This is a genomic window from Bradyrhizobium sp. CCGB20 (assembly GCF_024199855.1).
Lineage (GTDB): Bacteria > Pseudomonadota > Alphaproteobacteria > Rhizobiales > Xanthobacteraceae > Bradyrhizobium.
In genome coordinates, this window is the sequence record NZ_JANADN010000001.1 from 3,521,153 (window position 1) to 3,538,060 (window position 16,908).

12 protein-coding genes and 1 pseudogene are annotated in these 16,908 nt (G+C 62.5%); 8 read left to right on the forward strand and 5 right to left on the reverse strand.

Annotated elements, in window-relative coordinates; translation table 11 throughout:
- Positions 1-69: 69 nt before the first annotated feature.
- From NLM15_RS16075 to NLM15_RS16100, 6 genes are all read left to right on the forward strand, one after another.
- Positions 70-750 carry a response regulator transcription factor gene (locus NLM15_RS16075; protein ID WP_254124252.1) on the forward strand — a complete coding sequence of 227 codons (681 nt, stop codon included), beginning with the start codon at positions 70-72 and terminating at the stop codon, positions 748-750.
- Between the two features lie 59 nt (positions 751-809).
- Entirely contained in the window at positions 810-2,231 is a 1,422-nt protein-coding gene (locus NLM15_RS16080; RefSeq protein ID WP_254118041.1) for an ATP-binding protein, read from the forward strand.
- A 146-nt stretch (positions 2,232-2,377) separates the two neighbouring features.
- Complete coding sequence (gene rpoH / locus NLM15_RS16085) at positions 2,378-3,334, forward strand: RNA polymerase sigma factor RpoH (RefSeq protein WP_254118042.1); 957 nt, start codon at positions 2,378-2,380, stop codon at positions 3,332-3,334.
- Positions 3,335-3,474: 140 nt separating this feature from the next.
- Positions 3,475-6,657: an efflux RND transporter permease subunit gene (locus tag NLM15_RS16090; RefSeq protein ID WP_254118043.1), complete on the forward strand. Its 3,183-nt coding sequence runs from the start codon at positions 3,475-3,477 to the stop codon at positions 6,655-6,657.
- Positions 6,654-7,925 carry an efflux RND transporter periplasmic adaptor subunit gene (locus tag NLM15_RS16095; protein WP_254118044.1) on the forward strand — a complete coding sequence of 424 codons (1,272 nt, stop codon included), beginning with the start codon at positions 6,654-6,656 and terminating at the stop codon, positions 7,923-7,925. Before NLM15_RS16090 ends, NLM15_RS16095 begins: the two co-directional genes overlap by 4 nt.
- A gap of 10 nt (positions 7,926-7,935) precedes the next feature.
- Positions 7,936-8,637, forward strand: coding sequence for a hypothetical protein (locus tag NLM15_RS16100; protein WP_254118045.1), 702 nt, complete (start codon positions 7,936-7,938; stop codon positions 8,635-8,637).
- Positions 8,638-8,663: 26 nt separating this feature from the next.
- Here NLM15_RS16100 and NLM15_RS16105 read toward each other — a convergent pair whose 3' ends face one another.
- From NLM15_RS16105 to NLM15_RS44035, 3 genes and pseudogenes are all read right to left on the reverse strand, one after another.
- A complete protein-coding gene (locus NLM15_RS16105) occupies positions 8,664-9,188 on the reverse strand; it encodes a helix-turn-helix transcriptional regulator (RefSeq protein WP_254118046.1) in 525 nt (174 codons plus the stop codon).
- Between the two features lie 117 nt (positions 9,189-9,305).
- The gene (locus tag NLM15_RS16110; RefSeq protein WP_254124253.1) at positions 9,306-10,514 is read right to left on the reverse strand and encodes an ABC transporter substrate-binding protein; all 1,209 of its coding nucleotides are present in this window, start codon (positions 10,512-10,514) and stop codon (positions 9,306-9,308) included.
- 2,740 nt (positions 10,515-13,254) lie between these two features.
- A pseudogene (locus NLM15_RS44035) lies at positions 13,255-13,494 on the reverse strand (transcriptional regulator); the annotation flags it as partial.
- A 240-nt stretch (positions 13,495-13,734) separates the two neighbouring features.
- Between NLM15_RS44035 and NLM15_RS16120 the strand changes: the two are divergent.
- Together NLM15_RS16120 and NLM15_RS16125 are read left to right on the forward strand one after the other, a co-directional pair.
- The gene (locus tag NLM15_RS16120) at positions 13,735-14,676 is read left to right on the forward strand and encodes an IclR family transcriptional regulator (RefSeq protein ID WP_254118048.1); all 942 of its coding nucleotides are present in this window, start codon (positions 13,735-13,737) and stop codon (positions 14,674-14,676) included.
- A 174-nt stretch (positions 14,677-14,850) separates the two neighbouring features.
- A complete protein-coding gene (locus NLM15_RS16125; protein ID WP_254118049.1) occupies positions 14,851-15,747 on the forward strand; it encodes a helix-turn-helix transcriptional regulator in 897 nt (298 codons plus the stop codon).
- A gap of 239 nt (positions 15,748-15,986) precedes the next feature.
- Here NLM15_RS16125 and NLM15_RS16130 read toward each other — a convergent pair whose 3' ends face one another.
- Both NLM15_RS16130 and NLM15_RS16135 read right to left on the reverse strand, forming a co-directional pair.
- Entirely contained in the window at positions 15,987-16,220 is a 234-nt protein-coding gene (locus tag NLM15_RS16130) for a hypothetical protein (protein WP_254118050.1), read from the reverse strand.
- 321 nt (positions 16,221-16,541) lie between these two features.
- On the reverse strand, positions 16,542-16,784 hold the full coding sequence (locus tag NLM15_RS16135; RefSeq protein ID WP_254118051.1) for a hypothetical protein: 243 nt from the start codon (positions 16,782-16,784) through the stop codon (positions 16,542-16,544).
- Positions 16,785-16,908 lie beyond the last annotated feature (124 nt).

A 16,908-nucleotide genomic window follows, 5' to 3' on the forward strand; every position in this document is an offset into this window, starting at 1 on the left:
CCCCGGACCGCTGAACCTGCGTCTATCCGCCGAGGGCCGAAACGCCTCGCAGAACCTGGGACCAGAATGATGACGCGTATCCTTCTGATCGAGGATGATGCCGAAACCGCCGAGGTGATCGTTGCCGAACTCGCCGATCGCGGCTTCGAGGTTCAATGGGCCCCTGACGGCGTCGACGGTCTCGATCAGGCGCGCGCGGCGTGTCCCGATGCCATGATCGTCGATCGCATGTTGCCCGGGATGGACGGACTGACCGTTATCGAGGCGCTGCGCAAGGATCGGGTCGGGACGCCGGTGCTGGTTCTAAGTGCGCTCGGCGCGGTGGACGATCGGGTACGCGGATTGCGGATGGGGGGAGACGATTATCTCACCAAGCCGTTCGCGATCATCGAGCTCGTCGCGCGCATTGAGGCATTGCTGCGCCGTCCCACGGACAGCCGGGAGACCACGCTGCATGTCGGGCCGCTGGAGGTCGACCTGATTGAGCGCACGGCGAGACGTGGCGAGCGCGAGATCGATCTGTTGCCACGTGAGTTCCGCCTGCTCGAATACATGATGCGCCGGAGCGATCAGTTGCTCACGCGCGCGATGCTGCTCGAAGAGGTCTGGAACTACAAATTCGTTCCGGCAACGACGAATCTGATCGATGTGCATATGGGCCGGCTTCGTCACAAGGTCGATGGTCCCGGCGATCCACAACTGATCCACAACGTTCGCGGCTCCGGCTTCATTCTGCGTTCACATCAATAGAGACGCAGGACCCGATGGATCGTGGAGCACGGATTGCACGAGTATCGAGTGACGGATCGATGCACTGGATTCAATTCATTCGTTCGAACACGTTTCTCTGGGCGCTGGCGGTGGCGGCTGCATTTGCGCTGTTCGTGGTCGGGCTGTTCGCGTTCGTCTATTGGAAGCTTGACGACTATCTGATCGCGCGATCCGACCGCATGATCACCACCCAGATCAATTTCATCGCCGATCTACCGCCGGATCGCCGCGTCAGCGCGATCTCCGATCATCTCGCCCAGGATTCCAGAGGCGTGCAATACGCGGGGCTCTTCAATGGCGCGGGCACCCGGCTTGCCGGAAATATCGACCGTGTGCCGCCCACGCTCGGTCTGGACGGTGCGGTGGAGGGTGTGCGGCTCGACCTGATGGATAAGCTGGCGGCCCACGATCCGGTCGTCAGGGCGTTGGGCAGGCGTCTTGATGGCGGCGATGTCTTGGTGATGGGCAGGAATGTCGATGAGACGCGTGAGATCTCGAGTGTCGTGGGGCAGGCGCTCGCGCTCGGCCTGCTGCCGGCTTTCTGCCTCTGTCTCCTGGCCGGTGCGTGGCTGAGTGTCCGCGCCCAGAGGCGCGTCGAGGAGGTGAACCAGCGGGTGCAGCGGATCGTGGCCGGGGAGCTGCGCGAGCGGCTTCCGGAGGACAATGCCGACGATCCGTTTGCGCGACTGGCCAGGATTGTCAACGGCATGCTCGCCGAGATGGAGACCATGATCAACGCGCTTGCCGGCGTTGGCAACGATATCGCCCATGATCTCAGAACTCCGCTCACACGTGCGCGCCTGGCGCTGGAGCGCGGACGAACGCATGCGGCGACGCTGGATCAGCTCCAGGAGGTCACCGACAAGGCGGTGGCCGGAATCGATCAGTCGCTCGCTATCGTCACGGCCTTGCTGCGTCTGACAGAGATCGAGAACAACCGTCGCACCGCCGGCTTTGGCGACGTCGCGCTCGACGAGATTCTGCGCCAGGTGTGCGACGTCTATGAGCCCATCGCCGAAGACAAGGGTATCGGGCTCGGCGTCGTCATCGATCGCCATGTGCGGGTGTGGGGCGATCGGGACCTGTTGTTCGAAGCAATCGCCAATCTCGTGGATAATGCGGTCAAGTTCACGCCGCCGGGCGGACGGGTGGGCCTCGAACTCCTGTCAGAAGACGAGACCGCGCTTGTGCGCGTGAGTGACACCGGACCCGGTATCAGCGAGCAGGAGCGCGAAGCGGTGCTACGGCGATTTTATCGTTCCGACAAGATGCGCAACACGCCGGGGGTAGGGCTGGGACTGAGCCTAGTGGCTGCCATCGTCAAGCTGCACGGCTTTCGGTTGATCATCGGTCCGGCTCCCGGCGGGCGGATCGAGATCCTCGCGTGGACCGGGAGGGCGAGCAAAGCCGCCCCATGCGGGTCCCGAGCCTTGTTCCCCGCAACCGCTGACCTGATGTGACGACGCCGATGATGCGCGATGCTCTCGATGCCAGGAGATGCCGGATGTCTGAAGGCGAATTCAGGTTTGTTACGTTCAATTCAGTGGCCTCCTCCTTCGGAGGCCTCCTAGAGTCCGTTCGACGGTTTCGTATGTGGGAGTGACAGATGCAGATCCGCCACGAAGTTGCGAGGAATAATGCCGTGGCTGTAGCGGCCGGAGTTCCGTCGGCCTCATTCCTCAGCGCGTATTCCGAAGCCATCAAGCGCTATGAACTGCTTGAGCCTGGTCAGGAGCAGCAGCTTGCACGCAGCTGGCAGGAGACGCGGGACCGCAGTGCCGCCAACGCACTCGTTACCAGTCATCTCCGGCTCGCAGCCAAGGTGGCGCGCGGCTACAAGGGATACGGTCTTCCCTTGGCCGATGTGATTGCGGAGGCAAATCTCGGCCTCGTGATTGCCGCGTCACGCTTCGAGCCCGGCCGCGGTGCGAGGTTCTCCACCTATGCGGTGTGGTGGATCAAAGCGTCCGTTCACGAATACATTCTGCGCTCCTGGTCCCTGGTCAGGATCGGCACGACCGCAGCGCAGAAGAAGTTGTTCTTCAGGCTTCGCGGCGAGATGAGGAAAGCCGCGTGCGGTACGATGGCAGGGCTCACGCCCGCTGTCGCCCAGACGATCGCGGAAAGGCTCGACGTCACAGCGCGTGACGTGATCGAGATGGATTCCCGTCTGAACGGTGACATGTCGCTGAACGCGCGCGTAGGCGGCGACGAACAAGGAACCGAGTGGGAAACATTGCTGGTCGATCAGGCGATCGACGCCGAGACGGTGCTAGCCGATCATGAGCAGACGGAGCGCCGTACCAATGCTTTGCGCGTTGCGCTGGGCGTGCTCACGGCGCGCGAGCGCCATGTCCTGGAGGCGAGGCGGTTGGCAGAACGCCCGGTTACGCTGGACCAACTCGCCTGCGAGCTTTCGGTCTCGAGCGAACGGGTTCGGCAGATCGAGATCCGTGCCTTTGCCAAGGTCAGGCGAGCCGCAATTCTCGCCGCGGAGGATGCGGTACGCAAGCGCGCCGCCTGCGTCTCGGGCTCACGGCCGCGGGAGCTCACCACACAATGAGCGATTGGGAAGCGGTAATGCCGGCGCCAATGATGTCTGTCATGTCGCGGAGCTTCTGAACTCGTTTTCATTTGAACGGATGCCCACCCGTCCTCATCTGTTCAACGATCCCGCGCAATTTGTTTCAGGCAGAAACCACCATGGGAATTGTTCGCTTCGCGCTGCGGTTTCCGCACACGTTCTATGTGCTTGCGGCGCTGATCATGTTTCTCGGCGGCATCGCGATCTGGTCGATGCCGACGGACATTTTTCCGGAGATTCGCATCCCCGTCGTCACGGTGGTGTGGAGCTACACCGGTCTTTCGACGCCGGAGATGGAGCAGCGCGTCAGCACCTACAGCCAGTATTCGATCAGCGCCAATGTCAGCGGCATCAAGAATATCGAGGCGCAAACCCTCAACGGTCTGTCGGTTCAAAAGATCTACTTCCAGCCGGACGTCAATCTCGACCTCGCAATCTCGCAGATCGTCTCGGCGACCAACGCCATCCGCGCGCTGATGCCGCCGGGAATTCAGCCGCCGATCATCGTGCAGTTCAACGCGTCGAGCGTGCCGGTGCTGCAGCTCAGCCTCGAGTCCAATAGCCTGAACGAGCAGCAGCTATACGATTTCGGCATCTATCGAGTCCGGCAGCAATTGGCGCCCGTTCCGGGCGTCACGCTGCCTACGCCTGCCGGCGGCAAGTACCGCCAGATCATGGTCGACATCGACCCGAACAAGCTTCTGTCGCGCGGATTGACGCCCCTCGACATCGTCAATGCGGTTAACACCCAGAATCTGACGTTGCCCACCGGCACGGCGAAGATCGGCGATACTCAGTACACCGTTCGAACCAACGCCACGCCGGCTTCGATCAAGGATCTCAACATGATCCCGGTCAAGTTCGCGAACGGAGCCACGATCTTCCTGAAGGATGTGGCCCAGGTCCGCGACGGCTCTCAGGTCCAGCAGAACATCGTGCGCGAGGACGGCCACCGCTCCGTCCTGCTCAGTGTGATCAAGAATGGAAATGCCTCGACGCTCGCCGTCGTCAACGGTGTGAAGAAGGCTTTGAAGTCGATTCGGGCGTCGGCACCCGCGGGGCTGAAGATCAACGAGCTGTTCGACCAGTCGGTCTTCGTGACTCATTCTGTCAATGGCGTGCTGCGCGAAGGCGCGATCGCGGCCGGCCTCACGGCCCTGATGATCCTGCTCTTTCTGGGATCGTGGCGATCGACGCTGGTCGTCTTGATCTCGATCCCGCTAGCGATGCTTTCGTCGCTGGTCGTGCTGTATTGTCTCGGCGAGACCCTGAACACAATGACGCTCGGCGGGCTCGCACTCGCGGTCGGCATCCTGGTCGATGACTCGACGGTGACGATCGAGAACACGCATCGGCTCTGGACCGAGCAAGGCATGCCGCTGCCGGATGCGACGCTGCATGGAGCGGCTGAAATCGCGGTGCCGACGCTCGTTTCGACGCTCGCGATCAGTTGCGTGTTCACCTCGGTTGTGTTTCTCGAAGGGCCGGCCAAGTACCTCTTCACCCCGTTAGGTCTGGCGGTGGTGTTCGCGATGCTGGCGTCATATGCGTTGTCGCGAACGCTGACGCCGATCACCATCGGCCTGCTGCTGAAAGGCGAGCGGCGTCATGGCGAGGGCGGGGCCCCGTCGGGCATCTTCGGACGTGCCTCGGCCGCGTTCGAGCGCGGGTTCGAACGCCTGCGCAACGGCTATTCCGATCTCTTGTTGACGTTGCTTCGGCGTCGCGCCGTCGTGCCGGTCGTCGCGGTGCTGGTGCTCGCTCTCGGGGCCACCATGTTCGTCTATGTCGGCAGGGACTTCTATCCGTTGATCGACGGTGGCCAGATCCAGCTTCATGTTCGCGCCCCCGCGGGCACGCGCATAGAGCGCACGGAGGCAATCTTCCAGGCGGTCGAAGACAAGATCCGAGATGTCATTCCGGAGCGGGACCGGGCGCTGATCGTCGACAATATCGGGCTTCCGGCGCGTCCCTATAATCTCGCGTTCACCGACGGCTCGACGATAGGCGTGAACGACGGCACCATTCTCGTGTCGCTCAAGGACGGGCACAAGCCGACCGCGGACTACGTCAGGAAACTGCGGCAGGTGCTGCCATCGGCATTCCCCGAGGACACGTTCTACTTCCAGGCGGCCGATATCGTGACGCAGATCCTGAACTTCGGTCTTCCGGCGCAGATCGATGTGCGCACGGTCGGCTACGGCAACAACAATCTGGCCGTGGCCAAGGAGCTCCAGAAGTCTCTCGCGGCGATCCCTGGCGTCGTCGATGCCCACCTGCAGCAGGAAGTCGATGCTCCGGCATTCTATGCCGACATTGACCGCACCCGGGCCGCGCAGCTCGGCCTGAATGCGAGCACGGTGGCGACCAATATCAATGTCAGCCTCAGCTCGTCGGCGCAGGTCTCGCCGAATTTCTGGACCGACCCGACGTCGGGCATCCCGTATTACCTGGCGGTGCAGACGCCCGAGTACAGGGCCAATTCGCTGAACGCATTGGGAAACACGCCGGTGTCGACGTCCGTTGCCGCGAGCGGGCAGACGGTGCCGGGGCTCCTCAGCAACGTTGCGACGTTCAAGCGAGGGAGCGTTCCCACCAATTCGAACCAGGCCAACGTCCAGCCGGTGTTTGACGTCTATGCGAGCGTGCAGGGTCGCGATCTTGGCGGCGTGGCGGCTGACATCAGCAAGGTGACGTCGACGCTTCAGAAGCAGCTCCAGCCGGGCAATTCGATCCAGGTCCTGGGACAGATCCAGAGCATGAACCAGTCGTTCCGCGATCTGGGGATCGGACTGCTGTTCGCCGCCATCCTGGTCTACCTGCTGATGGTCGTGAACTACCAGAATTTCAGCGATCCCTTTGTCGTGATCCTGGCGCTGCCGGCGACGTTCTGTGGCATCGTGACAATGTTGTTCATCACCGGAACGACGCTGAATGTGCCCTCGCTGATGGGCGCGATCATGGCGGTCGGGGTCGCCTCCGCGAACTCCATCCTGCTCGTGACGTTCGCGCGAGATGAGCAATTGAAGGGACACTCCGCGTTCCAGGCGGCGCTGAGCGCGGGACGCACCAGAATCCGTCCCGTCCTGATGACCGCTGCCGCGATGATCGTGGGCATGATCCCGATGGCGCTCGGGGGCCCGGGCGAGGAGCAGAACGCCGCGCTCGCGCGCGCGGTTATCGGCGGACTGCTGTTCGCGACCCCGACGACATTGCTGATCGTGCCGTACCTCTTTGCGATGCTGCGCAAAGGTAACGATGGCAAGCCTCACCACGGCGTATTCGAGGAGCAACCGGAATGAGCGACGCTCGCGTGCGGACCAGTGACGATGAAGGGGGGGACCGGCCCGATGCGGAGAGCTGCCGGATCGTCGAGCTCCCGGGCAAGGGCGCTCCATCCGGACGCCGCTACGGCGCCGCGCTGCTCGGAGGAGGGATGCTTCTGCTGCTTGCGGGCGGTCTCGGCGTTGGCGGCTGGCGGCATTATCAGGCGGCGCGTGACGTCGCCGCAGTCGCAGAGCAAGCGAGGACGGCTGTTCCGGACGTCCGGGTGGCGGTGGTCCGGCCCAGCGGCGCGCTGATGAAGGTCACCTTGCCGGCGACGACGACCGCGTTCGAGGCGGCCAATATCTTCGCGCGGACCAGCGGCTATATCGAGAAGCGTTACGTCGATATCGGCGATCGGGTGAAGAAGGGCGATCTTCTGGCGGATATCACAGCTCCGGAGCTTGACCAGCAGATCGCTCAGGCCCAGGCGACGCTTGCACAAAACCAGGCGGCCTTGCAGCAGGCGCAAGCGAGCCGGGAGCTTGCCGACGTCACCAATTCGCGGGACAGTAATCTGGTCAAGCAAGGCTGGCTGACGGCGCAGCAGGGTGACAACGATCGTCTGACCTTGCGTGCGCAGCAGGGGGCCGTGGGTGTCGCCCAGTCGAACATCACCGCGCAGCAGGCGCAGATCCGCGTCCTCGAGCAGGAGAAGGCCTACCAGCGCGTGATGGCGCCGTTCGACGGCGTGATCACACAGCGCAACGTGGACAATGGCAGCCTGGTGCAGGCCGGGTCGACCTTCATGTTCACGCTGATGCATTCCAATGTGATCCGAACCCAGGTTTTCGTGCCGCAAGACGAGGCCTTCGGAGTCGGACCGGGCGTCGACGCGGATATTCACGTCCCCGAGATTCCAGGGCGGTCGTTTCCGGGGAAAGTCACGCGGATCGCGAGCGCATTGCAGCCAGGAAGCCGAACTCTGCTGACCGAGATCGACGTGCCCAATCCGGACGGTGCGCTCAGTCCCGGGATCTACTGCACGGTCGAGCTGTCGATCCCGCGCAAGACGCCGTCGATGAGGGTCCCGTCCGATGCGCTCGTGTTCGATCAGAACGGTCTTCACGTCGCGGTGGTGCGGAACGATATCGTTCATTTGCAGCACGTCTCGATCGCGCGGGACTTCGGCACCTCGGTGGAGGTGCACGAGGGCGTGCAACCCGGCGATCAGGTCATACTCAATCCAGCGGTGAACCTGGCGGAAGGCAGCAAAGTCACCATACGCAAGGTCGAGGCGAGCTAGGAGCACAGAGATGATCCGGATCGTGCTTGCAACGATGATCGCCGTAACGTTGGGCTGCTCTCCGATTGAGGCGCAGGTCGCAACAATGGGCACCACGGCCATGGGCCTTCCCACCGTACCGGGTGCGATCGTCACCTCGCCGCTCAATAGTCCAGGCCCGTTTTCCGCTACAACTGAGCCTGGCACTCCTGACACGACGCTGGCGCCCGTTCCACTTGCCTCGGATCCGACCACGCCGGGTACGGTCGTCGTCTGCGCCGTGCCATTGACGTCTGAGACGCCGGTGCCGGCGACTCCGATCGTATCGAGCACGGGCCAGTCGACGTCAGGCATTGGCGCTCTGATATCGCCGGTCATAGGGCAAACCGGCAGCTCCACCGGAACAATTCCCACAGCGGTACCGGCGGGAACGGGGACGACAGCCGCATGCAGCTCGACGCCGGGAGGGCTCGCAGCAAGCGCTGCGTCGCTGCCGCTCTCGATCCCGCAAGTGCCGGCCAGCCTCGCGCCTGGCACGATCCTGCCGGACACCAGCGCCGCGGGCGGCACTGGCATCGATCCAAATGCCGCCGTCATGCCGAGCCCGAACAGCACAAGCTGCATGGAAGGGGTTTCGATGAATCTCGCCGCGCCTGCGACGGTGTTGCCCGCCAACGCGTCAGGCGCTGCGCCAACGCCGGGAGTGTCGCCGATCTTGCCGCCGGGATGCTGAGGCGGTGCTGCTACAAGACATTCGCCTCATCGCACCGCGTGCGGGTCCGGGGGCGATATTCCGGCTGCCGGCGCCTCGGGAACAAGCGTGGCCGGCGCGCTTGCCAGATCGGATGCGAGCGCCCCGGCAGCTGCTCTGCACAGGCGCCGGTATTCGCTCGGCGTTTTGCCCGTGGTGCGTCCGAAGCTGGTCGAGAAATGCGCAGAGCTGGCGTAACCACAAGCATAGGCAATTTCGGTCAGCGTGCGGTTCGGATCGCGCAGGAGATGTCTGGCGCGCTCGATCCGTTGCAGCATTTGCCAGCGATGGGGCGGAAGGCCCATGGTGGTGCGAAAGCGCTTGCAGAAGCAGCTCGAGCTGAGGCCGATCAATGACGCCATGGCCTCGAGCGACCAGGGTGTGCTGGACGATTCAACCGCCTCTCTGACGCGCCGCAATTGCCATTCGGCAAGACCGTTTCGCACGGAGACGCAATGGACCGGCTGCGCCGGGCTTGGCGAGCCCGATACCTTTCCGGCCGTTAGATTGTGCGGACCGGGCTCAGCGATCATCTGCGGCTCCCCTTATGGCAGAGCTGCATTATGATCCGAACGACGTCGTATTTCCTTGGTGCTTTCGTGAAGTTTCCTGAAGCGCGGGTTGGCGCAGCCGGGGGCAGTACCAGCGCTTCACGTTGCCGGGCGCAGCTTCAGAACCTCGGTGTCAGGCGGCAGCATCGTGCCGCCATCCCGATATTTCCAGTCCACCATCACGCCCTTGTTGCCCCGGACCGTGGTGCGGCCGACAAAGGTCCCCATCGTGCTCTGATGGTCGATGGAACGCCAAATGGCCGGTCCGAACGGCGTTTCGAAGCCGACATTGCCAAAGCCGTCGGCCATCGCCTCGGTATCAAAGCTTCCGAGCTTCCCGATCGGAGCGACGATCGAGCTGATCAAGGCGTGACCGACCACGGAGCCCATCGTGGGAGCCTCGCCATATCGCGCGGAATAGGCCGACGCAAAGGCGTTGTTGGCGTGATCCAGGACTTCGGTCACCGGATAGCCGGTCACGATCCATCCTTCCGGTGCGTCCTGCCCGAGGGGAAGAAGGTATTCGGGCTCGCCGGTCGTGAACGACACGACGTGTCGCCCTTCGAACAGGCCTCTATCATTGCCTTGCCGGACAAACCTGGCGAGATCGGGTCCGAAGGTGACGTTAAGGATCGCCTCGGGCTTGTGTTGGGCGAGGGCGTTGACGACCGCGCCGGCATCAATGGCACCCAGCGGCGGCCACTGGCTGTTGATGAACTCGACGTCAGGGCGACGGTGGCTCAGAAGCTGCTTGAACCATCTTACGGCCGACTGTCCATATTCATAGTTCGGGGCAATCGTCGCCCATCGTGTCGCCTTCAGTTGCGCTGCCTCCTCCACCAGCATGGCGGCCAGCATGTATGTCGAGGGACGGAGCCGGTAACAGTACCGGTGTCCTTGCTCCCAAACGAGAGCGTCGGTGAGCGGTTCGCTGGCCACAAAGAGGATCCGGTTTTGCCGGGCGAAGTCGCTGATCGCCAGCCCGACATGCGACAGATAGGCGCCTGCCAGAAGATCGACGCCATTCCGTCGCACGAGTTCTTCGGCGGCGCGCAGCGCGACGCTCGGCTTGCCTTCATCGTCCCGGCTGATGACCTGTAGCTCTCGCCCGAGGAGGCCTCCACTTGCATTCAGCTGTTCGACCGCCAACTGCCAGCCGCGTCGGTAGGGCAGGGTAAACGCGGGCGCGCTGCTATAGGAGTTGATCTCGCCGATCCTGATCGGTCTCGTGCCCTGAGCACGGATGATGCCGGGCGAAAACACCGAAGCGCCGACGCCGCCTAGAACCTGTCGTCGAGAGATGCTCATCAAGTGCGGTCCGGAGGAATGAATGTGAGGCTGTTCCAGCGCTGCAGGACGTGTCGTCCCGGTCGAAAGATAGTGCAACCTAGTGGCAGGTACTGGATGTGGGCCGGTCGTCGACGCATGTCGAAATCGAGATGCCCGGAGTTTTAGCGAGACCACGAGCAAAGGCGAGCGCGGGAAGATCGACCTCCCGATCGAACAGGGCGCTGACCGGACCGACGAGCTCAAGCGCGGTCTGCTGTCGGTCCGATCCCGCCATGATCCTTGCCCAGGCTGCCGCGACCTTCAGCTCGTAGAAGCGGCATTGCTGTTCCCTGGCAACGGATAGGCCCTCGGAGAACAGCAGTTCCGAGCGGGACCGATCCGGCGTGCCATCGGCAAGCAAAATCTCGCCCTTGATCCGCAGCAGATCAGCAAGGCACCACAATTGCTGGCCTTGCCGGGAGATAGTTAAGGCATCTTCCACGGCGGCCAGGGCCTGCGCCGTCTCGCCGGCCGCGAGCAGCCCTTCGGCGAGCGATCCGAGAAATTCGGGATTGCGCATCAGCCAGCCGTTCTCGGCCCGCGCTTTCAATCCACTGCGCAGCAGCTCTATTCCATCGTGATGTCTGCCTTGCAGGACGAGCAACTGCCCCTTCAGGCACGATGTCCAGCTCGTCCAGAAAGCTATTCCCTCGCGCGTGACGAGTTCGAGGAGAGACGATATCGCCTGATCGGCAGCGTCGAGATCGTGTGTCATCAGCGCAATGGGGCATACGGCGTTCCGCAGCGCGTAAGCGATCGCGAGCTTGTCTTTCTCACGCTGCGCCTCCTGGAGGCATTCCGTAGCCAGGGATCTGCTCTGGGCGATCTTTCCCTGGAGCAGCAGGACACGAGCCAGCATGGCTTTTGCCAGAACGCTCTGGTTGAGCAGGAACCACATCTGGTTCGCGCCGTCCTTCAGCCCGTGAGCCGAATGGTCCAGGGACAGGGTAAGTTCGCGTTGAGCCTCCCCCTGCGCTCCGTAAAAATGGGTGGCGGCGCCTATCAGGCGGCGGCCCACCGTCTCGTTGGCGGGATTGCCTGTGCGCAGGGCGATCTCGAGGTATCGCTCTCCGACATCCTGGGCTGCGTCGTATTGACCCGAGTTGAGATTATAACTCCACAGCGTCCAAACGGCCTTCAGCTGAAGCTCGAGATCCGATAGCTCTTCCGCGAGCACAAGGCCGATGTTCAGCGCCGCTTTCATGCGATCCGCCGAGCCAGTCGTATTGAGAAGCGCGAACCCCAGCGCGACATAAAGCTGCGCCTTGAGCCTCGGGTTGCAGGTCAGCTCTCCGCCGAGATGGGCGAGAGCGTGCTCGATCCGGGTCGAGCATTCCGTGAAGGACAGCAGTTGCATCCATACCGGCACAAAGCCGGCCGTAAGCTCAATGCCGAGCGCGGCATCGCCGCCGGGCGCGAAGGCCCAGTCGAGCGCCGCATGCACGTTTCCGATCTCCTGGGCAAGGCGAGCGAGATCGTCGGAGGCGGGAGAGGCCTCGTCGAGCGGCGTGATGAGCCGCCTGAGAAAGTTCGCATGCCGTCTGCCGGCTTGCTCGACGAGCCCCGCTTCCGCCAGCTTCTCCAGGGCATAAGCGCGGGTGGTCTCCAGCAGGCGCCACCGCCCTTCAAAGGAGGGGTCGAGCGAGACCAGCGATTTCCCGACAAGGTTGAACAATGTTTCGATGACGTCCGACCGGGACAACGCGTCGTCCATCATTGCAATGGCCGCATCGAGCGTGAAGCCGGCCGGGAACACTGCGAGCCAGCGCAGCAGACCTTGCTCTTCCGGCGACAACAGATCGTAGCTCCAGTCCAGTGTCGCTCGCAGGGTCTGGTGCCGCGGCAGCTGGTCCCTGCGGCCGCCGCTCAGCAACTCCAGTCGCTTGTCCAGGCGAAGCAAGACGGTGTCCAGGCCGAGATTCGCGGCCTGAGCCGCGGCAAATTCCAACGCGAGCGGAATTCCGTCGAGCCGGCGACAGATGGCGGCCACTTTCAGCAGATCGTCCGCGCCTGGAGCAAAGCTCGCGCGTAGCGCCCGTGTGCGAGCGACGAAGAGCTGCACGGCGCTTGCCTGCAACAGCAGGCCGGGATCACGCAAATCAGAGTCTGGAACAGCCAGCGGCGGGATAGCCACTACGTATTCGCCATCGATGCGGAGGCCTTCCCGGCTGGTCGAAAGAATAGTGACATTTGGACAATAGCGAAGTGCAGCACTCGCGATTTGTGCAGCGACGTCGATGACGTGCTCGCAATTGTCCAAGACGAGAAGCAGGCGTCGCGAGCCGATAGCTTGGGCGATGCTTGCAGCCGAAACGTCCTTGTCACTCAAGGCCAGCTTAAGCGCACGGGCGGTGGTCGATGTTGCAAGTGCCGGATCCTGCAGGGTCGCGAGTTCGACCAGCGCCACCGAACCTTCGAATGCGGATGCGACCCGGCGCGCGAGTTCGATGGCCAGCTTTGTTTTTCCGATGCCTCCCGGACCGACGACAGTCACGGCCCGATATGCGGACATCAATTCGGCCAATTCGCTCAGGCAATCCTCGCGCCCGATGAGAGGAGCGCGAGTGTTCGGCAGGTTATTCGAAAAGGATGCGACAGCCGGGGCGGATACCGATGTCGCTGGGGACTGATCCAAATGACCGCTGCGCCAGGTCCCGGCGAGGGTATATCCACGGCCCGAGATCGTCTTGAGGAGATCGCGATCTTTGCCCAGCGCCTTCCGGACGGCGGAGATGTGGACCTGTAGCGTGTTGTCCTCGACGGCCAGGCCCGACCAGACACTTCCGATCAAATCATCCTTGGTCACCAGGAGACCGGCGCAACCCGCCAGTTTCTCGAGAATTTCGAATGCGCGGCTCCCGATCGGCACCGTGACGTTGTCGCACCTCAGCTCTCTCCGCTGGCAGTCGATAAGCCAGTTACCGAAGGAGAAGGTTCGTGCAGCGGGCGAAGGCGACATAGGGGGGTCCGTGGATCAGCTTCGCTGCCGCGATCTAGGGAGAGTGACGAGACCCCCGAAAGATCACCGCCCCCGGCAAGATTTTGAAAGCGTGAATATGCCTTGGTGTCCTACAGGGGAGGCCGTTGGGGTGTCAAGAAGACCTTCTCAGTAGCCGGTTGTTCGTCATGGCTCGATGCAGTCGTCTGAAAAGCTCGTCGCTTGCTACACGAATTCGTGAGGACGACTGGGAGCGCTAAAATGGGAGAGCGGGCGGGAAGGAGCGTGCAGCACGTCCCGACAGCGACACAAGGCAAGGGATTTCGCGTCGCGACGGTTCAGAAGCTGGGCAGTCTGCTCGAGCTCTTCGTTCCCGACGCCCTCGATCGAAGCAACACCTGCTCACATTGGGGGCTGCAGGATATCGCGCGACATCTGGGTTGGGACGATGGCACGACGCATCGCTTCCTTGTTTCCCTGACCGAGATCGGTCTGCTCGAACGGAGCAGCGAAGATCGTTTTTCCGTCGGGATGTTCGCGGTGCAGCTTGCCGCCGTCTACATGGCGAGCAATCGGCTCCGCAGTATCGTCATCGAAAAGATGGAGGAACTGAGCGCCGGGACGCAGCTGACAGTGGAGATCGGCGCGTTGCAATGTGCTTCGATGGTCATCATTGCAAGCAAGCAGGGATCGATGCCGTTGATGTCGCGATCGATGCTGGGAGAAAAAGTGCCGCTTCACGCGACGGCGGGCGGCAAGGCCATCCTGTCGCAGCTCGCCGATGCGGAGGTGGAGGAGCTATGCCGCGGCCGGCTCGTCAGCCTGGCATCCAATACGCGGACGACGGCGGCCTCCCTGAAGCGAGATATTTATGACACCCGTGTTAATCGCTTCGTCCGAACTCTCTCAGAATATGCCGAAGGGCTTTGCAGCATCGCGATTCCGATCCCTCGGGGGTGCTTCGGCAGCTGGCCGGCCGCGCTGATCTGCTCGGGCCCGGCTGATCCATCGGAGCCTGTGTGGGAAATCGCCGAGGAGGGTTTGAGGGACTTCGGCGCTTATCTCCACGCCTGTACGTCTGATGGTGCGGCAATCGACGCGCGTGACGGAGCGATCCGTAAAATGTATGGTCCTGCGCTTCGCCAACCGCACAACGGAGTCCGCCGAGCCGCGCATCCGCGGACGGAGCCGCAGGATTCGTAATTTGCGATAGGTCGATCTGGAAAACCTATCGGCCTGGCGGCGGAAGTCTGAAATTACCTGATTTTGCGTCTCTTAACTCGCGGTCGGACCGTGCCTTGCTACCTTACTCGGCAATCGAGGCGCATCGCTCCAATGGCGCCTCGCGGTTTGGATTATCTTAGTCAGGGTAGGATCATGTCTCAGCCACTATCGTCGCGACAACTGAAGCATGGCGATACCCAGGCATTCGTCACCGCGGACCAAGCAGATTTTCGGCCGGCCATTGCAATGGCGTCAGTCGTGCCGCCTCCGAAGGTCATCGCTCATACCAACCGTTTGTGCAGGGACGATCTGTCCGCCCTTGACGCAACGACGATTGCTTTCGAGCGGCTCGGTCTGGTCATTGCGATCGAGGGACAGCCACGGCGCAGCGCCAGGATCTCGCCGTGTGATCCGGAGCACGATGCCGGCCGGCTGCGCGTCGAAATCCCGTGGCAACGCGCGTCTATGGCGACAGCCAAATCCATGGCTATTACGCCTCCTTGCAACGACGGTGATCCGGTTCTTCAGCGTCTGTCCGAAGCTCTCGTCGCGATGGAATGTTTGATGGACACCCATAGCGCTGTTTGTGTTGATGCCCTGAGATTTGCGGTCATTGCCAGGGCCTTTGCCTTGCGGTCCGATACGCAGCAGCTGAAGTTCGGCGAGCGAGCCCGTGTCGACCAACGTCCATCTGAAAGGCCGGTCCGGGGACTGCAGAAGTGGCGGCTCAAGCGGGTGCTCGACTATATCGAGACCCACTTCTGCAGGAAGATCGTGCTCGCGGATCTTGCCGCGGCCGCCGGGCTGAGCCGCATGCATTTCGCCGCCCAGTTCCGCGCGGCGACGGGTTGCAAGCCGCACGAGTATATCTTGCGGCACCGAATACAGCGCTCTAAAGACCTGCTGCGGGATTCCGAGATGCCGATCGTCGAGATCGCGCTCACTGTGGGTTTTCAGAGCCAGGCCCACTTCACGACGACATTCAGACGGTTCGCGGGTGACACCCCGACTCGATGGCGAGATGCGGCCGCTGCCGGATACGATCTTTGATGCCCTCGCTTCGAGCGAGAAGGAATCATTCTCATCGGATATGCTGCAGATGCCGGGCCATGCTCCTGGTGCAGCCAAATGCTCCTCAGATATGACCGGTCGGAAGAACGGAGCTTCATGGAGCCGCCATTCTTCCTTCCGTCATGTCCGTGAGGTGCCCCGAAAACGCTGAGATGAACCTCTTCAAGTCAGCGTTAGCGATTGCCTTCCGGCAATGGAGCTCGTCCCGGCTGGCGTGCTCAATAGCCCGACGTGGGCTCGCACGGAGGCCGACGCCAGGGGTCGCTCGCGAACGCGCCGACGTCGGGAGCGCGAACGCAGCTGCGCTTGGACGTGACCGGCACGCGCTGAACCGATGCATAGGCGTCGGCATTGGTCCGGCGCGCGTTGTTGCTGCCTTCGCGAGCCATCGCGGGGGAAGCAATCATGGCCGCGACCATCAGTCCGGCCGACAAGAGCTTAAGTGTAGTCATTGCACGTCTCCTTGACAAAGCGACGCCGGGAACGCCTCGGCTCGCTCGCTAGACATGTGTATGTCCGTGCCGGATCTGCAGTATCAATCGAACGAACGTTTTCGCCTTTGCACGAAGTCGTAGCCCACGCTTCATCTTCAGAGCGATTGCTTGCTGGTCGGGTGAAACTGCTATCCGGTCCGCATGACTATTCACGAGCGAGCCGAGCCATTCCGACTTCTCGCCAGTGAAGCGCATCATTCGCAGATGCATAATGCGGACGGGGTGCCAGTCCAGCTCAGCGAGCTTTCTGATCGTCTGAGCCGCGCGCTTGGTTGCCGGTCACCGATGCCAGTGCCGATTGTAGATGTGGCCTGATCCGAAGATCGGAGCGGCGCCGGCGGGCCGCTCGAGGCCCATTCGTCCTGCCGGCGTCAATGCGCCGCCATTCAGCACGTCGCGATCGGGATGCATTGATGCAAATGCGGCGGGCTCCTGATCGGCAAAGGACCAGGCCGCGGAGGCGGATGATATCGTTGCCGTTGACAGCAGCGCCGCGGCGATCAGGGCTTTGATTGCAGTCATAGCGAATCTCCATTGCTTGCGATGTGCGGAGAGTCGCTTGACGATGATCGCTGCTCGGCTGAGGGGCGTTTCCGAAATTGTTCTCTATACCGGGCTATATAGGCAGTCCGGCCGGAAAACCCTG

Coding starts and splice junctions, on each gene's coding strand:
- NLM15_RS16075 (WP_254124252.1), top strand. CDS start 70: ATGACGCGTATCCTTCTGATCGAGGATGATGCCGAAACCGCCGAGGTG.
- NLM15_RS16080 (WP_254118041.1), top strand. CDS start 810: ATGCACTGGATTCAATTCATTCGTTCGAACACGTTTCTCTGGGCGCTG.
- rpoH (WP_254118042.1), top strand. CDS start 2,378: ATGCAGATCCGCCACGAAGTTGCGAGGAATAATGCCGTGGCTGTAGCG.
- NLM15_RS16090 (WP_254118043.1), top strand. CDS start 3,475: ATGGGAATTGTTCGCTTCGCGCTGCGGTTTCCGCACACGTTCTATGTG.
- NLM15_RS16095 (WP_254118044.1), top strand. CDS start 6,654: ATGAGCGACGCTCGCGTGCGGACCAGTGACGATGAAGGGGGGGACCGG.
- NLM15_RS16100 (WP_254118045.1), top strand. CDS start 7,936: ATGATCCGGATCGTGCTTGCAACGATGATCGCCGTAACGTTGGGCTGC.
- NLM15_RS16105 (WP_254118046.1), bottom strand. CDS start 9,188: ATGATCGCTGAGCCCGGTCCGCACAATCTAACGGCCGGAAAGGTATCG.
- NLM15_RS16110 (WP_254124253.1), bottom strand. CDS start 10,514: ATGAGCATCTCTCGACGACAGGTTCTAGGCGGCGTCGGCGCTTCGGTG.
- NLM15_RS16120 (WP_254118048.1), top strand. CDS start 13,735: ATGGGAGAGCGGGCGGGAAGGAGCGTGCAGCACGTCCCGACAGCGACA.
- NLM15_RS16125 (WP_254118049.1), top strand. CDS start 14,851: ATGTCTCAGCCACTATCGTCGCGACAACTGAAGCATGGCGATACCCAG.
- NLM15_RS16130 (WP_254118050.1), bottom strand. CDS start 16,220: ATGACTACACTTAAGCTCTTGTCGGCCGGACTGATGGTCGCGGCCATG.
- NLM15_RS16135 (WP_254118051.1), bottom strand. CDS start 16,784: ATGACTGCAATCAAAGCCCTGATCGCCGCGGCGCTGCTGTCAACGGCA.